The organism is Aestuariispira ectoiniformans (assembly GCF_025136295.1).
GTDB lineage: Bacteria > Pseudomonadota > Alphaproteobacteria > UBA8366 > Aestuariispiraceae > Aestuariispira_A > Aestuariispira_A ectoiniformans.
Map to the genome: position 1 here is coordinate 2,049,672 of NZ_CP062788.1, position 15,869 is coordinate 2,065,540.

Below are 15,869 nucleotides of genomic sequence, written 5' to 3' on the forward strand. Positions count from 1 at the left end.
GCAGAGCATGACCGACGAGAAGGCCAGCTTGACGAATGTGAATGTAAGACTTGCTGTGGGGAAGGATTCCACGCTGCTGGCAGGTTATCTGCGCGCATTGGCTGAAGAAGAGCGGTCGGTTGAATTGGCCGAGGGGGAGGCGGATGAAAGCATCGCGCCTCCTGACGATCTTGTTCAGCGCCTGGAACAGCACGGCCCGGCGGGTGACAGTTATTTCCAGGCAGTGATTGTGGAAGTCGACGGAAGCCCGAAAGGAATGGCGATGTTCAGCCTGGCCTACGATGGCCTGTTGGCTGCGCCCTGCGTCTTTATGCGCCACATCTTTGTGGAAAAGGAAGCCCGCCGGAACAAGCTTGGCACCGCCATGATGGTGGCGCTGGCGCGGCTTTGCCTCAATCAGGGCTGGCCGCGGATCGACTGGCAGGTGAGGCGTCTGGATTTTAACGCCCGTCCATTCTTCGACGGGCTATGTGCGGATGGCTTCAAGCTGCACCGGTTATGTTACCGGGCAGACGGACAGGCCCTGGCGTCAATCGCAAACCTGCCCGTCTAGGCCAGGAACAGGCTAGGCCAGTTTCTTGATCGCCGGAAGTTGATCCAACTCCCGTGCAACGTCATCTTTACTGGGAATCGTATTCTGGCTGCCTTTTGTCCGGCAGGTAATGCCGCTTGTGACTGCGGCCCAGCGCAGGGCTTCGTCGATGGGGCGGCCCTGATCCAGATTGGCGGCCAGCGTGCCGGCAAAGGCATCGCCCGCACCGGTGCTGTCTACGGGAGAGATCGGCAAGGCCGGAACCGACCAGGCCCCGTCAGGGCCACAGCAGAGTGCCCCCGCACCGCCCATTGTCAGGATACAGGTCAGGTCATATCGTTCGGACATGGCCCGGGGCAGGCGGGTCGGGGTGGGTTCGTCCATGCCGACATTGCGTGCGACGGCCTGACCTTCCAACTCGTTGAACAGCAGGATATCGACCTTTTCCAGGATATTCTCCGGAACGATACCCGCCGGGGCGACGCTGAGCATGGTCTTGGTGCCCCTTGCATGGGCGCGCTCGATCAGGGCCCAGTTCTGCTTGGGGTCGATCTCCATTTGCAGCAGCAGATAATGATCTTTGGTCAGGGCGCTGTCCGGCACATCCCTGGCATTGACCTGCATATTCGCGCCGGACGCCACCACGATTTCATTCTCGCCACTGGCATCGACCCAAATGGTCGCGCAACCGGTGGGGTGCTCCCCATGCACGACGCCTGACAAGTCTACGCCGTTTTCGTCCAGAAGGCGCAGGGCCTCTGTTGCGAAACCGTCATCGCCGACCTGGCCAAACATATGGGTTTGTGATCCCGCCAGAGCGGTGGCACAGGCCTGGTTGGCCCCTTTGCCGCCGGGGATCATCAGGTAGTCGTGCCCAAGCACCGTTTCTCCCGGTTCAGGCAACGTGTCCACGGGCATGACAATGTCGAGGTTGATGGAGCCGAATACCGTAATCATGATGTTCCCCACAGACTGGTGTCGCGATTTTATTTTGCCGGGGATAGTAGGCCGGATTCGGGGCAGGGGAAAGAAAAGAGGCTTTCCGGTGAAAAAATATCGCGATTGCGGGTTGCGCAAAAAGCGACGTTGAAGCCGGTCTCATGTTGAAATGTGATCACAAGTCTTGTCGGCACTTCACAGCCTGTATAGAGTGGGAAACGGTTCCGGGAGAGCCTCAAGCCTGCCGGAGAAAAACTATAACTCATATTTCATTCTAGTCTGGGAGACCGGATATGTCGGACGTCGGAAATTCACCTGCCAGCCGTGACATCGCTTATGTGATGCACCCCTATACGAACCAGGAAAAGCATAAGGAAGTCGGCCCTTTGATCCTTGAAAAGGGCGAAGGCGTCTGGGTGACGGATGATAGCGGCAAACGCTATATCGAAGGCATGGCCGGTCTGTGGTGCACGTCTTTGGGCTATGGCGAGCAGCGCCTGATTGATGCGGCGGTCAAACAGTTTCATGACCTGCCTTATTCGCATCTCTTCGCGCATAAAAGCACGCATCCCGCCATCGATCTGGCGGAACGTCTTGTGAAGATGGCACCGGGCGACATGGCCCAGGCCTTTTTCAACAACTCCGGTTCCGAGGCCAACGACACGGTCGTCAAGATCGTCTGGTACTACAATAATGCGCTGGGCCGTCCGAATAAGAAGAAGATCATTGCCCGCACCAAAGGCTATCACGGTGTGACGGTTGCTGCGGCCAGCATGACGGGGTTGCCGGCGAACCATATCGACTTCGATCTGCCGATTGACGGTATCCTGCATACGGATTGTCCGCATTACTACCGGTTCGGCCGGAAGGAGGAAAGCGAAGAGGCGTTCGCAACCCGCATGGTGGAAAGCCTCGAACAGATGATCCTGGACGAGGGTCCGGATACGGTCGCGGCCTTCATTGCAGAGCCGATCATGGGGGCTGGTGGCGTGATTGTGCCGCCCAAGACCTATTTCGAAAAAGTCCTGGCGGTCCTGAAGAAATACGACATCCTGATGGTTGCCGATGAAGTGATCTGCGGCTTTGGCCGTACCGGAAAGATGTTCGGCTGTGAGCAGTTCGGTATTGAACCGGACATCATGTCAGTGGCAAAGGCCTTGTCTTCGGCATATCTGCCCATTTCCGCGACGCTGGTGAACAGCAAGGTTGCCGATGTCGTGACGAAAAATTCCGGCAAGATCGGCACCTTCGGCCACGGCTACACCTATTCCGGCCATCCCGTCGCCGCGGCCGTTGCGGTGGAAACCCTCAAGATCTATGAGGAACGCGATATCCTGTCGCATGTGAATGCCGTTGCACCGCATCTGCAGGACGGCCTGCGCAAACTGGCGGATCACCCGTTGGTCGGCGAAGTTCGGGGGATGGGGCTGATCGGCGCGGTCGAACTGGTTGCCAATAAAGACACGCGTGAAAACTTCGATCCGAAACTGGGCGTTGCCGCACAGCTTGTCGCCCGGGCGCAGGAACATGGCGTAATCCTGCGGGCCATGATGGGAGATGCCATTGCATTCTCTCCCCCGCTGGTGATTACCGGCGAGGAATTGGATATGGTCGTGGACGGCTTTACCAAGGCCCTGGAAGAAACCGCCGAGTGGCTGAAGACGGAAGGCCACTGGAAAGGTTGAGCCTGACAGTCAGGTTTGGGGGGTTAAGGGGGCGCGTCAATGCGCCTCCTTGCTTTTTGAGTGCCCGTGGGAATATTGACATGGAACAAGGATCAAGACCAAGCGGGTCTGTTAGGCTCTGCCCGCTCGGATGAAATGAGGGCCTAGAGCATAAAGTCTGTTGATTGTCGCGATGTTGCGGTAAAATTCCGGCAAAGAACAGGCTGACAGGTCGATTAATTGGATGGGATTGCCCGATGGACTACGATAATTTCTTTGCTGATCGACTGGGTGCGATCAAGGATGAAGGACGGTACCGTATCTTTGCGGAGCTGGAGCGTAGCGTCGGCGCATTCCCGATGGCGAACTGGTATCCCGAGCCGGAAGCGCCCGCAATCGAGGGGATCACCGTCTGGTGTTCCAATGACTATCTCGGAATGGGTCAGAATCCCCGGGTGATCGAGGCGATGAAAACGGCGCTGGACACATGCGGCGCGGGGGCGGGCGGTACCCGGAATATCTCTGGCACCAACCATTACCATGTCCTCCTGGAGCGTGAACTGGCCGACCTTCATAACAAGGAAGCGGCGCTTATCTTCACATCCGGCTATGTTGCGAACCTGACCACCCTGATGACCCTGGGCCGGGAAATCGACAACTGCATTCTCTATTCCGATGAGCTGAACCACAACTCGATGATCGAGGGGATTCGCCAGTCCCGCGCGCAAAAGCGCATCTGGAAGCATAATGACGTGGCAGACCTGGAACGCCTGTTGAGCCAGGATGACCCGGAAGTTCCAAAGATCGTGATTTTTGAATCCGTCTATTCGATGGATGGCGATATCGCGCCTCTGGCCGATATCATTGCCGTTGCCAAGAAATACAACGCCATGACCTTCCTGGATGAAGTTCACGCGGTAGGGATGTATGGCGAACACGGCGCCGGTGTGGCCGAACGCGACGGTGTCATGGACGATATCGACATTATCCAGGGAACCCTGGGCAAGGCATTTGGCGTTATCGGCGGCTATATCGCGGCCAAGAAGGATGTCGTTGATTTTATCCGTTCCTTCGGTGCGGGCTTTATCTTTACGACAGCCCTGCCGCCGACCGTTGCTGCCGGGGCATTGGAAAGTGTCCGGATTTTGAAGGATGATGATCTGATCCGTCAGCGCCATCAGCAGCGCGCGGCAACCCTGAAACGCAAGTTGAAGGCGGCGGGCTTCCCCGTGATGCCCAGTGTCTGCCACATCGTGCCGCTTCTGGTTGGTGATCCGGTGGCCTGCAAGCAGGTGACGGATTTGCTGATGGACCGCCATAAAATCTATGTGCAACCGATCAACTATCCGACCGTTCCAAGAGGGACGGAGCGGATTCGTCTGACACCGTCGCCTATTCATGACGATGAAAAGATGGATGTTCTGGTGGATGCGCTTTGTGACGTCTGGGATGTGTTGAGCCTGAAACGCGCGGCCTGATCTTCCAGTACTTCGCATCAACCCCAAATCCAAAAGAGCTTTGCCTGACGGGCGAAGCTCTTTTTTTTGTTCGGGCCGAAGGTTCATTTCCTGTCAAATGCTAGTTATAGAATTTTTTGCTGAAAAAACTATTTGCTGTCGAATTTTTTTCGGCAAAAGCTGTCTAAAATGTTGAGAAATAAAATTCTGCCCGGTTGACCCAAAGAGACCGAAACTTATACTAAACATCGGTGTTGGCGCATTTGCCGCTGTGGGATGACGCAAAGACTTAAGCGCTTGTCGCATTTTTGTCGAAATATGTCGTCCCAAGTTACAAGTGTGTTGCCGGAATGATAAAAATAACAGAATGAGCCTTCACATCGTTTTTGACGTGCGGTAGGCTGAAAAAACAAAAAAAAGAAAACGGGGCGGTAAAAAATTGCCCCAACACAGGGAGCTAGCAGTGTTAGGTCGGGTGCGATTCACGAACCACCAGTTTCTTCAATTAAAAATTAGTTTATTGCTAACTAATATCCTGCCGAACAGGGGTAAATAAGAGTTCATGTCTGATTCATCTGAAAATATTGTTGTATTTGATGGCGTCCAAAAGAGCTACGACGGCGAAAACTTGGTGGTCAAGGATCTGAACCTCGATGTGCGCCGGGGTGAATTCCTGACTATGCTTGGCCCGTCGGGTTCCGGCAAAACGACCGTGCTGATGATGTTGGCCGGCTTCGAGGTCCCAACCTACGGTCAGATTTTGCTGAACGGCGACCCCATCAATACAGTGCCGCCGCACAAACGCGGTATCGGGATGGTTTTCCAGAACTATGCCTTGTTCCCCCATATGACTGTTGCGGAAAACCTCGCTTTTCCGTTGACGGTGCGTGGGTTCTCAAAGGCCGATGCGGGAGACAAGGTCAAGAAGGCGCTGGAAATGGTGCGCTTGCCGGAATTCGGCAATCGTCGTCCTGCGCAGCTTTCCGGTGGTCAGCAGCAGCGTGTCGCCGTGGCGCGCGCGCTGGTGTTCGAACCGGACCTGGTCCTCATGGACGAACCGCTTGGCGCGCTGGATAAAAACCTGCGCGAGGAAATGCAGTACGAGATCAAGCATATTCATGAATCGCTCGGGGTCAGCATGGTCTATGTGACCCATGACCAGTCCGAAGCCCTGACCATGTCCAGCCGTATTGCAGTCTTTGAGGATGGCATTATTCAGCAGCTCGCCGCACCGGATGAGTTGTATGAGCGTCCGGAAAATGCGTTTGTCGCCGCCTTTATCGGTGAAAACAACCGCCTGACGGGTGAAGTCAAAGAGGAAAACGACGACTTCTGCATGGTCAACCTCGATGGCGGTGGCGGTGTCGTCAAAGCCCTGAAGGTCAATGTGGATGGCGTTGGTTCCCGCACGACCCTGTCGCTGCGTCCGGAGCGTGTGACGGTCAACCCTGGTGAGGGTGTGGCGCCGAACCGCTGCCCAGCCAAGGTTCAGGAACTGATCTATCTGGGCGACCATATTCGGACCCGCGTATCGGTTTCGGGCAATGATGATTTCGTTGTGAAAATCCCGAATGCTTCCGGTCACGCGAGCCTGAAGGTCGGCGAAGAAGTTACCCTTGGCTGGGAAGCCGAGGATTGTCGAGCACTGGACGCATAAGCATCCGGTGCTGCACGAATTGCCGCAAAGCAGTTTCCTGGCGGAAAAAAAATATCAAGCCGTGAGGAAGGGTAACCAACTGCTTTGCGATTGAAGGATCGCGATCCTCTGCGGGAGGACGTGAAGAACTAAACTTACTAGGAGAGGCTTACGAATGAAAAAGGCAATTTTGAAGTCCGCACTGACTGCCGGTGTTGCGCTGTCCGTTATGGGTAGTGTCGCCGCGCAGGCAGAGGACCTGGTCGTGGTTTCCTGGGGTGGCGCATATGAAATGAGTCAGAAACGCGCTTACTCCGAGCCATATATGAAAGAGCATCCGGGCACGAACATCATCTTCGAAAACAAGGCACAGACCGCTCTGTCCGGTCTGCGTGCTCAGGTCGAAGCTGGCAACGTTGTTTGGGATCTGGTCGACATGCTGCCGTCCGAAGCGATCATCGCTTGTGACGAAGGCCTGATCGAGCCGCTGGATCACGACAACCTCTTTGCCAAATCCCCGGACGGCAAAATGCCGAGCGAAGACTTCATCAAAGGCTCTCTGAGCGAGTGCTTTGTTCCGGAAATCGTCTATTCCACGCTGATCGGTTACAACACCGAAATGTTCGACGGTAAAATGCCGTCCACCATGGCCGACGTTTTCGACGTGAAGAACTTCCCGGGCAAACGCGCCCTGCAGAAAAAGCCGATCAACAACCTGGAATGGGCTCTGGTCGCAGACGGTGTTGATCCGAAGAAGGTCTATGACGTTCTGTCCACGCCGGAAGGTGTTGACCGTGCTTTCGCCAAACTGGACACGATCAAGAACGATGTGATCTGGTGGGAAGAAGGCGCACAGGCTCCGCAGCTTCTGGCCGACAAGGAAGTGGCTTTCGCTTCCGGCTATAACGGTCGTATGTTCAACGCCATGGTCGTTGAAAAACAGCCGTTCAAGCTGATCTGGGACGGGCAGGTCTTCGAACTGGACGGTTGGGTTGTGCCGAAAGGCAAGCTGGACAAGATCAAGGACTTCCTGGTCTATGCCACCGACACCCAGCGTCTGGCTGACCAGGCCAAATACATCTCCTATGGTCCGGCTCGCGCCAGCTCCGCGGCAATGGTTTCCACGCATGCCGATACCGGCATCGACATGAAACCGCATATGCCGACCTACGGCCCGAACTTTGCTCACGCCATTCCGAAGAATGACGAGTTCTGGGCAGACCACCTGGACGAACTGACCGAGCGTTTCAACGCTTGGTTGGCTAGCTAAGGTCAGAATTGGATTGCGGGGCACTATTATGTGCCCCGCACTACCATTTATTCTTTCGTAAATTTTTACGTATTCTGACCAATATCCAGGTCTTGTATTAGAAGGAGAGCGCCCGTGGCCCAAGTGGACACTGTGGATAGCCCGATGACGACGGCGGATGGAATGCCGCTCAAGGCGAGCCTTCGTCGTGCTGAAAGGCGTAACCAGATCAAAGCTGTGACGCTTGTTCTGCCTCTTTTCGTCTTTCTCGTGGTGAGCTTCCTGCTTCCCATTGGGGATATGCTGTTCCGGAGTGTCGAGAACAGCGAAGTTGTTGAATATTTGCCGAACACCATTGAGGCTATTCAGGAGTGGGACGGTGAAGGCGTGCCTTCCGAGCCTGTTTATGCTGCAATGTTCGAAGACCTCAAAGCGGGACGCGAAGCCCATACGATTGGCCGCGTTGGCTCCCGGTTGAACTATGAAATGGGCGGCGCACGCAGCTTGATCACGCGCTCGGCCCGTAAGGTGAAACGTCTTGAAGGACCTCCTTATAAGGACGGTCTTATCGGCTTGGACAAGCGTTGGGGTGACCAGGAAATCTGGCGGGTCATCAAACGCGAATCCGGTGCCTATACGTTGAGCTATTTCCTTTCTGCGCTTGATATGACCTACAACGATGCAGGGGATATCATCTCGAAACCGGACGAACAGAGCATTTACGTTGATCTGTTCTACCGGACATTCTGGATGAGTGGCGCAATTACGCTGCTATGCCTCTTGTTTGGATACCCGGTATCGTTTCTGCTGGCGACGTTGCCGTTGCGGCATTCCAACCTGCTGATGATCCTGGTGCTGCTGCCGTTCTGGACGTCCCTCTTGGTTCGTACCACTACCTGGATTGCCATCCTGCAATCGCAGGGCGTGTTGAACGATATCTTCGTGGCCATTGGCCTGATCGATGACGACAACCGTCTCCAGATGATCCATAACCAGACCGGTACGTTGATCGCGATGACGCATATTCTGCTGCCATTCATGATCTTGCCGCTTTACAGTGTGATGAAAACGATTCCGCCGTCGTATATGCGTGCGGCCCGTTCTCTCGGCGCTACGCCATGGACAGCCTTCTGGAAGGTTTATGTACCGCAGACCCTGTCCGGTATCGGGGCAGGTGGCATCCTGGTCTTCATCCTGTCCATCGGTTACTACATCACGCCGGCGTTGGTTGGCGGTCAGACCGGTCGCTTCATTACCAACTTCATCGCCTACCACATGAATGTCTCCCTGAACTGGGGCCTGGCGGCCGCGATCGGGTCCATTCTGCTGGGGATCGTGTTGGTCTTCTACCTCCTGTACAACCGTGTCGTCGGCATCGACAATATGAAGTTGGGATAAGACAATGGCAGTACCTGTTCATGCATCACCGCTGGAACGTGTATGGTATTACACCTTCCGCGTCATCTGTGCCCTTATCTTCCTGTTCCTTGTCGGGCCGTTGCTGGTGATTATTCCTCTGTCCTTCAATGCAGAGCCGTATTTCACCTTCACGTCGGGCATGCTGCATCTGGATCCCGCAGCCTATTCCCTTCGGTGGTATAATGATTTCCTGGAGTCGACACGCTGGATGTCGTCGATTGAGAATAGTTTTATCATCGCAATCGCTTCGACGATCCTGTCGACCACGTTGGGTACTGTTGCCGCGCTTGGCCTTTCCAGTCGGTTCATGCCCTTCAAGAACCTGATTATGGGCTTGCTCATCTCGCCGATGATCGTGCCGCTGATTATTTCTGCGGCTGGCATGTTCTTCTTCTATTCGAAGATCGGCCTGGCGCAAACCTACGCAGGCGTGATCCTGGCGCATACGGCTCTGGGCCTTCCCTTTGTGATCATCACGGTGACGGCGACGCTGACCGGCTTTGACCAGAGCCTGACGCGGGCCGCGGCCAGCCTGGGGTCTCACCCGACGAACACATTTTTCAAAGTTATCCTGCCGTTGGTAACGCCCGGTGTTGTCTCCGGTGCTCTGTTTGCCTTCATCACAAGCTTTGACGAAGTTGTCGTGATCCTGTTCCTGTCCGGTCCGCAACAGCGTACGGTGCCGATCCAGATGTGGTCGGGTATTCGCGAATCGATCAGCCCGACCATCTTGGCGGTGGCGACTTTGCTGGTTCTGATTTCCGTGTGCCTGCTGACCACGCTGGAACTGCTGCGTCGACGTAGTGAGCGTATTCGTGGCATGTCACCGGGCTAAGCCTGGTGCAGATAAACCAGAGATGAAGGCGGGCCATTGGCCCGCCTCAGACTGCTGACAAAGGTCAGGCGTCAAAAAATCAAGCAAGATTCCCTGAACGTTCCAGAGTCAGAGGGTGAACAAACAGGAATCAAATGCCCAATTTCCACCATGAGAAAACCCCCTGCTCAAAAAACAGGGGGTTTTTCATCAATCTGAGGCGGGCCATTGGCCCGCCTTTTCTTGTTTTGGGGTGGGGATTTGAAATGAAATTCTATTTTGTTGCGAATGGATCGCAATAGGTCTTTTATCCTCGGGCAACTCGTCCTATATTTTTGCAGGTCGACTTCACTTCCGGCGAAGAGGAAAGGTTTCCATGTATCAGGATAAGTCATTGGTCTCGACAGAGGCTGTGCGCCTTGCGGCGCTGGGACGCCTGGCGGCAGGTGCGATGACTTACGCGGATCTTGCCCAGGATATCCGGCATTTCGTGACGCGCATTGTCGGCCCGTCCTTGGACTTGCTCGGCTCGTCCCTTGAAATTCTGCGGCTTGAAGGGCTGATCGCCCCGGCGGAAGGCTCCTCCGTTGCTGACGATACGGAGATGGTGATTACCGAAAGCGGGCGGCAGGACTTTCTGGACCTTATGGACGCCAGCCTCCGCGCGCCGCTTGATGATACGGGACGTCTGGTCATGGCGCTCAAGCTGCGCTTTCTCTTTGAAGTTCCGAAGGAACAGCAACTGGACCAGATCGATCTGCTGCGGGAATTGGCGCAATCGGAACTGGCGAGACTGGAAGCGTTGCAAAAATCCCATGCCGAGGGAGCCCTGGCCGGTTCGCTTGCCTTGGATATCGATCAGGTCAACGCGCGGATTGCCTGGCTGAATGACCTTGAGGCACAGTTGGAAAACGCGGCCTGACAGCCGGCCTTATCCTTTGGAAGGAATGCCGTACCGATACCTGCCTTGGGTGCCGTGTACCGGTACGGTGAAACATACCGTCAGTAGACGTGCTGTCCGCCCGTCACGAATACTTCCGTGCCAGTGACATAGTTGAAGTCACTGTTGCAAAGTTGGTAGACGCAAGCCGCGACCTCTTCCGGCGTTCCCATACGTTTCATCGGGATGCGGTTGATCAGCGGTTCATATTCCGGACCAATCATTTCCGTTGCGATCTCACCGGGGGCGACAGCATTGACACGTACACCCAGTTCCGCAAATTCGACTGCGAGTTCACGCGTCAAAGCCGACAAGGCGGCCTTGGATGTGGAATAGGCCGACCCGGCAAAGGGGTGGATGGCGTGGCCCGCGATGGAGGTAATATTCACCACCCCGGCACCCCCGGCCTTGGCGCCGCGCCCCAGGGCGGCTGCAAAACCGCGGCACAGGGTCAGCGGGGTAAAGAAGTTCAACTCGAAGACTTCACGCCAGCGGTCGGCGTCGCCATTCAGGCACCCCAATCGTTCCTTGTAAGGTGTTTTCGGAGATATAGCGGCATTGTTGACCAGCGCATGCAACGGTGCACCGTGCAGAATCTCGTTGGCCTGGTCGATGAAGGCCTGAACCGACGCCGGGTCCGCAAGATTGGTCGGAATATGATGGGTCCAGTTCGGATCGGCCTTGCAATGAGGCGGAATGTCATCGCGGGAGCAGGTAATGATCCGCCAGCCTTCGTCGGAAAACCGTTTGACGGTGGAGTGGCCAATACCCCGGCTGGCCCCGGTAAGGATAACGGATTTCCGCATATCTTCGGTCATGAGAGGACTATCCCAGTCTATATGTGTGCCAATGCGTGTTACGGATAAAGGCGGTCAATCTGCCAGGGGCTTTGGCTGTCTTCGCGCGTGAAAACAAAACGATCATGCAGGCGGAACTTTCCATCCTGCCAGAATTCGATGTACTGCGGGACAATCCGGAAGCCGGACCAATGTTCGGGGCGCGGTACGGTGCCGATGCCGAATTGGGCGGCATATTTGGCAACCCGCTTCTCAAGGGCGAATTTGCTTTCCAGTGGGCGGGACTGGTCACTTGCCCAGGCCCCGATCTGGCTGCCTCTTGCGCGGGAGGCGAAATAGGCGTCAGCCTCTTCCGGAGAGACGGCCTCAACCAAACCTTTCACGCGGACCTGACGGCGTTTGCTTTTCCAATGGAATAGCAGGCCGGCCTTCGGGTTTTCCGCCAGGTCGTGCCCTTTGTTGCTTTCCAGGTTGGTATAGAAGACAAAACCGCGTTCATCCACATCCTTCAGCAGGACCATGCGCACAGAAGGCTGTCCTGTTGAGTCCGCCGTTGCCAAAGCCATGGCATTGGGATCGTTCGGCTCGCTTTCCTTCGCTTCGTCCAACCACTGTTCGAAAAGCTGGAATGGGTTTTCTGTTTTCAGTTCCATGTCGCGCTATTGGCCCTATCAATGAAAGCTATATTTAGGAATAGGGTGGATCCGATTCCAGTTCTTCCGCTCATACTATACGCCTGTTAAGGCGGCTCAAGGCCCATATTTGCCGCATGTTGAACCCCAAATGGTCCCATATCACCGAAACAACAAGAAAATTAGAGAGAATTAATGTAGTGACGGGCTTGGAACTTGCATGACTTTTTCTTATCTAGAAATTGGCGGATGGGACAAATCGCTTTAATGTGGGCGGGCGGCCGATGTGGCCGCGACTGTAAGTGATGGATAAATAAGGTGGCTTACGCGAGCACGATGAAAGATCCGTATGACGTCCTGGGTGTGGCGAGAGATTCCACGGAGGCCGATATCAAGAAGGCCTATCGCACATTGGCGAAGGAATTGCACCCCGATCTGAACCCTAATGACCCTATTGTTGAGCAGCGTTTCAAGGAAGTTTCGCAGGCCTATAACCTGTTGTCCGACAAGGAAAAGCGCGCGCAGTTCGATCGTGGCGAAATCAACGCGGACGGTTCACCCCGGGCTGACTTCGGCTATGGCGGAGGCGGCTTCGGCGGTGGCGGGTTTGGCGGCGGCGGTTTTGGCGGGGCGGAGGATATCTTTTCCGACCTGTTCGGACGTGGGCGTGCCCAGCAGGGACGCGGTGGCCGCCGTGTCCGGATGAAAGGCCAGGACGTCAACTATACCGTTCGCGTTCCCTTCCTGGAGGCCGCGCGCGGTGGGAAACGCCGTTTAAAAATGCACGACGGCAGCTTTGTCGAGGTCAATATCCCGCCCGGAACAACCGACGGACAGACCCTGCGCCTGCGCGAAAAGGGGACGCCGGGCTTTGGCGGCGGGCCTGCAGGGGATGCCTATGTGGAAATCCATGTAGACACTCATGACCATTTTGAACGGGACGGAAACGACATCTTTCTGGATGTTCCCGTCACCCTGTCAGAGGCCGTTCTTGGCGGGAAAATCACGGTCCCGACAATTTGGGGCAAGGTCTCCGTGACCGTGCCCACAGGGGCCAATACCGGCACGACGTTACGCCTGCGCGGCAAGGGCATTAACCCTTCGAAGGGCAATGCCGGTGACCAATATGTCCGGCTGAAAGTGATGCTGCCGGAGAAACCGGACAAGGAACTCGTCGAGTTCGTGAAATCATGGTCCAAGGACTATGATTATGACGTCCGCAAGAAACTGGGCATGGATGGGGACTAACCCCGTCCTTCCGAATGACCGGCCCGTTGTCACTACTGGGTGCTGCTGAGTGCACCCAGTGTGATGAGGGCGACGATGCGTTTCCAGGTTGTTGATTTCTGTGCCGGTTCCGGCGCCGCTACCTGAACCGGGGCGGTTTCGGGGAAATCCTCATGCGGTTGCTTGTTGGCAAGCAACTGTTTCAGGGAAATGTCCATCAGGTCCTTTTCGTCCTCCCGCAGAACCGTGAGCTGCGCGCGGAGGCGATGTGCCCAAGGGTGATGCGCCTGGGCCGGGGAAAGATTAGGTAACAGGGTTACCCCTAACTCGTCCGCCAGGGCGCGCAGGCTGCGCTGGTCCAGGTCCCGCGACAGATGCCAGCGGCCATTGTCGCCCTTTATCACATACTTCCTGTCTTCCAGCGTGTTGAGCGCCCAGGTCATTATACTGGGCCCGAGGCGGCATTGGGTGGACAGCCGTTTGGCCCCTATGCCGGTTCCCATCTTTGACGCCTGGTTTAGCTGATCGAGAACGGCTAGTGCCGCCTCCAGTTTGGCAATCGGAGACAGGTTGCGGACATTAAGCTGTCGTCCTCCGGACCGCCATTCCGGCAGGGCCGCTGTTAATTCGGCGCTGAACAGGACGACATTCCATGAGAAATAAACCCACATCAGGAAAATCGGGATGGTCGCCATCGCGCCATAGATCGTCTGATAGGTCGGGAAGCTGGTGACATAGAGGCCGAAGGCCCTCTTGAGAAGTTCCAGCAGGGTGCTGGCGATTATGCCGCCGATGACGGCATCCATACGGCTGACGGGGAAATTCGGGACGACAAGAAACAGGATTGTGAAACCGCAGGCCTGCAACAGGAAAGGAAGAACCCCGGCGAGACGGGCAAGCTCGCCCGTATAGCTCTCGACACCGCTGGCCTGGGCCAATGTGAAGAGATAACTGCTGATCGACAGGCTGGCACCGAAGAACAACGGGGCGAGGGTCAGCAGGGCCCAGAAGACGAGCAGACGGGAAACAACGCCGCGTTGGCGTTTCGCGCGCCAGATTTCGTTGAACGTATTGCTGATGGTCATGAGCAGCATGATGGCAGTCACACCGAGGAAGATTACCCCGATGGCGGTCAGGCTGCCGGTCTTTGCGGTGAAGGATTCCAGATGCTGTTGGACGGTGCTGCCGACTTCGGGAATGAAATTCTGAAACAGAAAGCTGTGGACCTGTCCCTTGATTCGCTCGAAGGCCGGGAAGGCTGCGAAAATGGCAAAGCTGATCGCCAGCAACGGCACAAGGGCCAACAGCGAGGTGAAGGTCAGGGCGGCGGCCTTCTGTTGCATGCCATCCTGGGCGAATCGCTGGAACACATAACTTGTGAAGCCGACTATATCGCGTAGAAAGCCGGACCGTTCCGAAGGCGTCTTCTGGGGGCGCTTCGGGGCCGGTTCCGGCTGTTGGGCCACCGTTTTTACCATTGTGACCGTTTCCTGTTGTTTTTTGGCTTCAGACATCTCATAACCCGTTCAATTCCTTGCACCTATTGTAGCGTGCATTCCCGGAATACATAAGACCTGTTCGGCATCCTTTGACGAATCTGTGAAACAGCGTATGATGCTGAACCTTTTTGTCCCGCAGTACATAATCTAGGGGTTAGAATGAATAATTCTGCGCGTCTGATGGCCGGAAAACGCGGCATCATTCTTGGGGTGGCAAACGATAAATCCATCGCCTGGGGCATCGCGAAAGCCGTGCATGAACAAGGCGCGGAGTTGGCCTTCACTTTTCAGGGTGAAGCGTTGGAAAAACGCGTCCGCCCGTTGGCTGAACAGGTTGGCTCCAACCTGGTTATGCCGTGTGACGTAACCGACGAAACCAGCATGGATGCCGTCTTCAAGACCATTGAAGAGGAATGGGGCAGCCTGGATTTCATGGTCCATGCCATTGCCTATTCCGACAAGGATGAACTGAAAGGCCAGTATCTTGCGACTTCCCGGGATAACTTCCTGAAGTCCATGGATATTTCCTGCTATTCCCTGACGGCCCTGGCACAGCGTGCGGCCCCGTTGATGAATGAAGGCGGCTCGATCGTAACGCTCACCTATTATGGTGCGGAACGCGTTATGCCGCATTATAACGTTATGGGCGTGGCCAAGGCGGCGCTGGAAGCAAGCGTGCGTTACCTGGCGGTTGACCTGGGCAACAAGGGCGTCCGCGTGAATGCGATTTCCGCAGGTCCGATCAAGACCCTTGCGGCCAGCGGCATTGGCGACTTCCGCTATATCCTGAAATGGAACGAACTGAACGCACCGCTGAAACGCAATGTGACGATCGACGAGGTTGGCGGCGCTGGCCTGTATCTGCTGTCCGATCTGGGCGCCGGTGTTACCGGTGAGGTTCATCACGTGGACTGTGGTTATCACACGGTCGGCATGGTCGGCATTGACGCGGCGGAAGAAGCGTCTGAACTGCTCGCCAGTTTGAAAGGGAAAGGGTAGGCCTCGGGCTTACCCCTGACCGTCCAGCCCTAACGCGCCGCAGACCTCGCAACAGGTCCAGTAAA

At 55.8% G+C, this 15,869-nt stretch carries 14 protein-coding genes; 10 read left to right on the forward strand and 4 right to left on the reverse strand.

What is annotated here, in order from left to right; translation table 11 throughout:
• Positions 1-7 precede the first annotated feature (7 nt).
• Entirely contained in the window at positions 8-553 is a 546-nt protein-coding gene (locus IF205_RS09785) for a GNAT family N-acetyltransferase (protein WP_259783103.1), read from the forward strand.
• A 12-nt stretch (positions 554-565) separates the two neighbouring features.
• On the opposite strand, the gene IF205_RS09790 is transcribed toward IF205_RS09785, so the two are convergent.
• Positions 566-1,489, reverse strand: coding sequence for a ribokinase (locus IF205_RS09790; protein WP_259783104.1), 924 nt, complete (start codon positions 1,487-1,489; stop codon positions 566-568).
• A gap of 275 nt (positions 1,490-1,764) precedes the next feature.
• On the opposite strand from IF205_RS09790, the gene IF205_RS09795 reads away from it, so the two are divergent.
• The 7 genes from IF205_RS09795 to IF205_RS09825 all read left to right on the forward strand — a co-directional run bounded on the left by IF205_RS09795 (position 1,765) and on the right by IF205_RS09825 (position 10,632).
• Positions 1,765-3,156, forward strand: a complete 1,392-nt coding sequence (locus IF205_RS09795) for an aspartate aminotransferase family protein (protein WP_259783105.1) — start codon at positions 1,765-1,767, stop codon at positions 3,154-3,156.
• Between the two features lie 236 nt (positions 3,157-3,392).
• Positions 3,393-4,613, forward strand: coding sequence for a 5-aminolevulinate synthase (hemA, locus tag IF205_RS09800; protein ID WP_259783106.1), 1,221 nt, complete (start codon positions 3,393-3,395; stop codon positions 4,611-4,613).
• 541 nt (positions 4,614-5,154) lie between these two features.
• Entirely contained in the window at positions 5,155-6,249 is a 1,095-nt protein-coding gene (locus tag IF205_RS09805) for an ABC transporter ATP-binding protein (protein WP_259783107.1), read from the forward strand.
• Between the two features lie 154 nt (positions 6,250-6,403).
• Entirely contained in the window at positions 6,404-7,498 is a 1,095-nt protein-coding gene (locus IF205_RS09810; RefSeq protein WP_259783108.1) for an ABC transporter substrate-binding protein, read from the forward strand.
• A gap of 114 nt (positions 7,499-7,612) precedes the next feature.
• A complete protein-coding gene (locus IF205_RS09815) occupies positions 7,613-8,875 on the forward strand; it encodes an ABC transporter permease (RefSeq protein ID WP_259783109.1) in 1,263 nt (420 codons plus the stop codon).
• 4 nt (positions 8,876-8,879) lie between these two features.
• Positions 8,880-9,731 (forward strand): ABC transporter permease, encoded by an 852-nt coding sequence (locus tag IF205_RS09820; RefSeq protein ID WP_259783110.1) that lies wholly within the window; start codon positions 8,880-8,882, stop codon positions 9,729-9,731.
• Positions 9,732-10,086: 355 nt separating this feature from the next.
• Complete coding sequence (locus IF205_RS09825; protein ID WP_259783111.1) at positions 10,087-10,632, forward strand: hypothetical protein; 546 nt, start codon at positions 10,087-10,089, stop codon at positions 10,630-10,632.
• Between the two features lie 80 nt (positions 10,633-10,712).
• On the opposite strand, the gene IF205_RS09830 is transcribed toward IF205_RS09825, so the two are convergent.
• Positions 10,713-11,468 carry an SDR family NAD(P)-dependent oxidoreductase gene (locus IF205_RS09830; protein WP_259783112.1) on the reverse strand — a complete coding sequence of 252 codons (756 nt, stop codon included), beginning with the start codon at positions 11,466-11,468 and terminating at the stop codon, positions 10,713-10,715.
• A 38-nt stretch (positions 11,469-11,506) separates the two neighbouring features.
• On the reverse strand, positions 11,507-12,100 hold the full coding sequence (gene pdxH, locus IF205_RS09835) for a pyridoxamine 5'-phosphate oxidase (RefSeq protein WP_259783113.1): 594 nt from the start codon (positions 12,098-12,100) through the stop codon (positions 11,507-11,509).
• A gap of 297 nt (positions 12,101-12,397) precedes the next feature.
• Here pdxH and IF205_RS09840 point away from each other — a divergent pair, with 297 nt between their 5' ends.
• Complete coding sequence (locus IF205_RS09840) at positions 12,398-13,327, forward strand: DnaJ C-terminal domain-containing protein (RefSeq protein WP_259783114.1); 930 nt, start codon at positions 12,398-12,400, stop codon at positions 13,325-13,327.
• A 32-nt stretch (positions 13,328-13,359) separates the two neighbouring features.
• On the opposite strand, the gene IF205_RS09845 is transcribed toward IF205_RS09840, so the two are convergent.
• Positions 13,360-14,784, reverse strand: a complete 1,425-nt coding sequence (locus IF205_RS09845; protein WP_259783115.1) for a YihY family inner membrane protein — start codon at positions 14,782-14,784, stop codon at positions 13,360-13,362.
• A 180-nt stretch (positions 14,785-14,964) separates the two neighbouring features.
• On the opposite strand from IF205_RS09845, the gene fabI reads away from it, so the two are divergent.
• Positions 14,965-15,804 carry an enoyl-ACP reductase FabI gene (gene fabI, locus IF205_RS09850; protein ID WP_259783116.1) on the forward strand — a complete coding sequence of 280 codons (840 nt, stop codon included), beginning with the start codon at positions 14,965-14,967 and terminating at the stop codon, positions 15,802-15,804.
• Positions 15,805-15,869: the final 65 nt, after the last annotated feature.

Coding starts and splice junctions, on each gene's coding strand:
- IF205_RS09785 (WP_259783103.1), top strand. CDS start 8: ATGACCGACGAGAAGGCCAGCTTGACGAATGTGAATGTAAGACTTGCT.
- IF205_RS09790 (WP_259783104.1), bottom strand. CDS start 1,489: ATGATTACGGTATTCGGCTCCATCAACCTCGACATTGTCATGCCCGTG.
- IF205_RS09795 (WP_259783105.1), top strand. CDS start 1,765: ATGTCGGACGTCGGAAATTCACCTGCCAGCCGTGACATCGCTTATGTG.
- hemA (WP_259783106.1), top strand. CDS start 3,393: ATGGACTACGATAATTTCTTTGCTGATCGACTGGGTGCGATCAAGGAT.
- IF205_RS09805 (WP_259783107.1), top strand. CDS start 5,155: ATGTCTGATTCATCTGAAAATATTGTTGTATTTGATGGCGTCCAAAAG.
- IF205_RS09810 (WP_259783108.1), top strand. CDS start 6,404: ATGAAAAAGGCAATTTTGAAGTCCGCACTGACTGCCGGTGTTGCGCTG.
- IF205_RS09820 (WP_259783110.1), top strand. CDS start 8,880: ATGGCAGTACCTGTTCATGCATCACCGCTGGAACGTGTATGGTATTAC.
- IF205_RS09825 (WP_259783111.1), top strand. CDS start 10,087: ATGTATCAGGATAAGTCATTGGTCTCGACAGAGGCTGTGCGCCTTGCG.
- IF205_RS09830 (WP_259783112.1), bottom strand. CDS start 11,468: ATGACCGAAGATATGCGGAAATCCGTTATCCTTACCGGGGCCAGCCGG.
- pdxH (WP_259783113.1), bottom strand. CDS start 12,100: ATGGAACTGAAAACAGAAAACCCATTCCAGCTTTTCGAACAGTGGTTG.
- IF205_RS09845 (WP_259783115.1), bottom strand. CDS start 14,784: ATGGTAAAAACGGTGGCCCAACAGCCGGAACCGGCCCCGAAGCGCCCC.
- fabI (WP_259783116.1), top strand. CDS start 14,965: ATGAATAATTCTGCGCGTCTGATGGCCGGAAAACGCGGCATCATTCTT.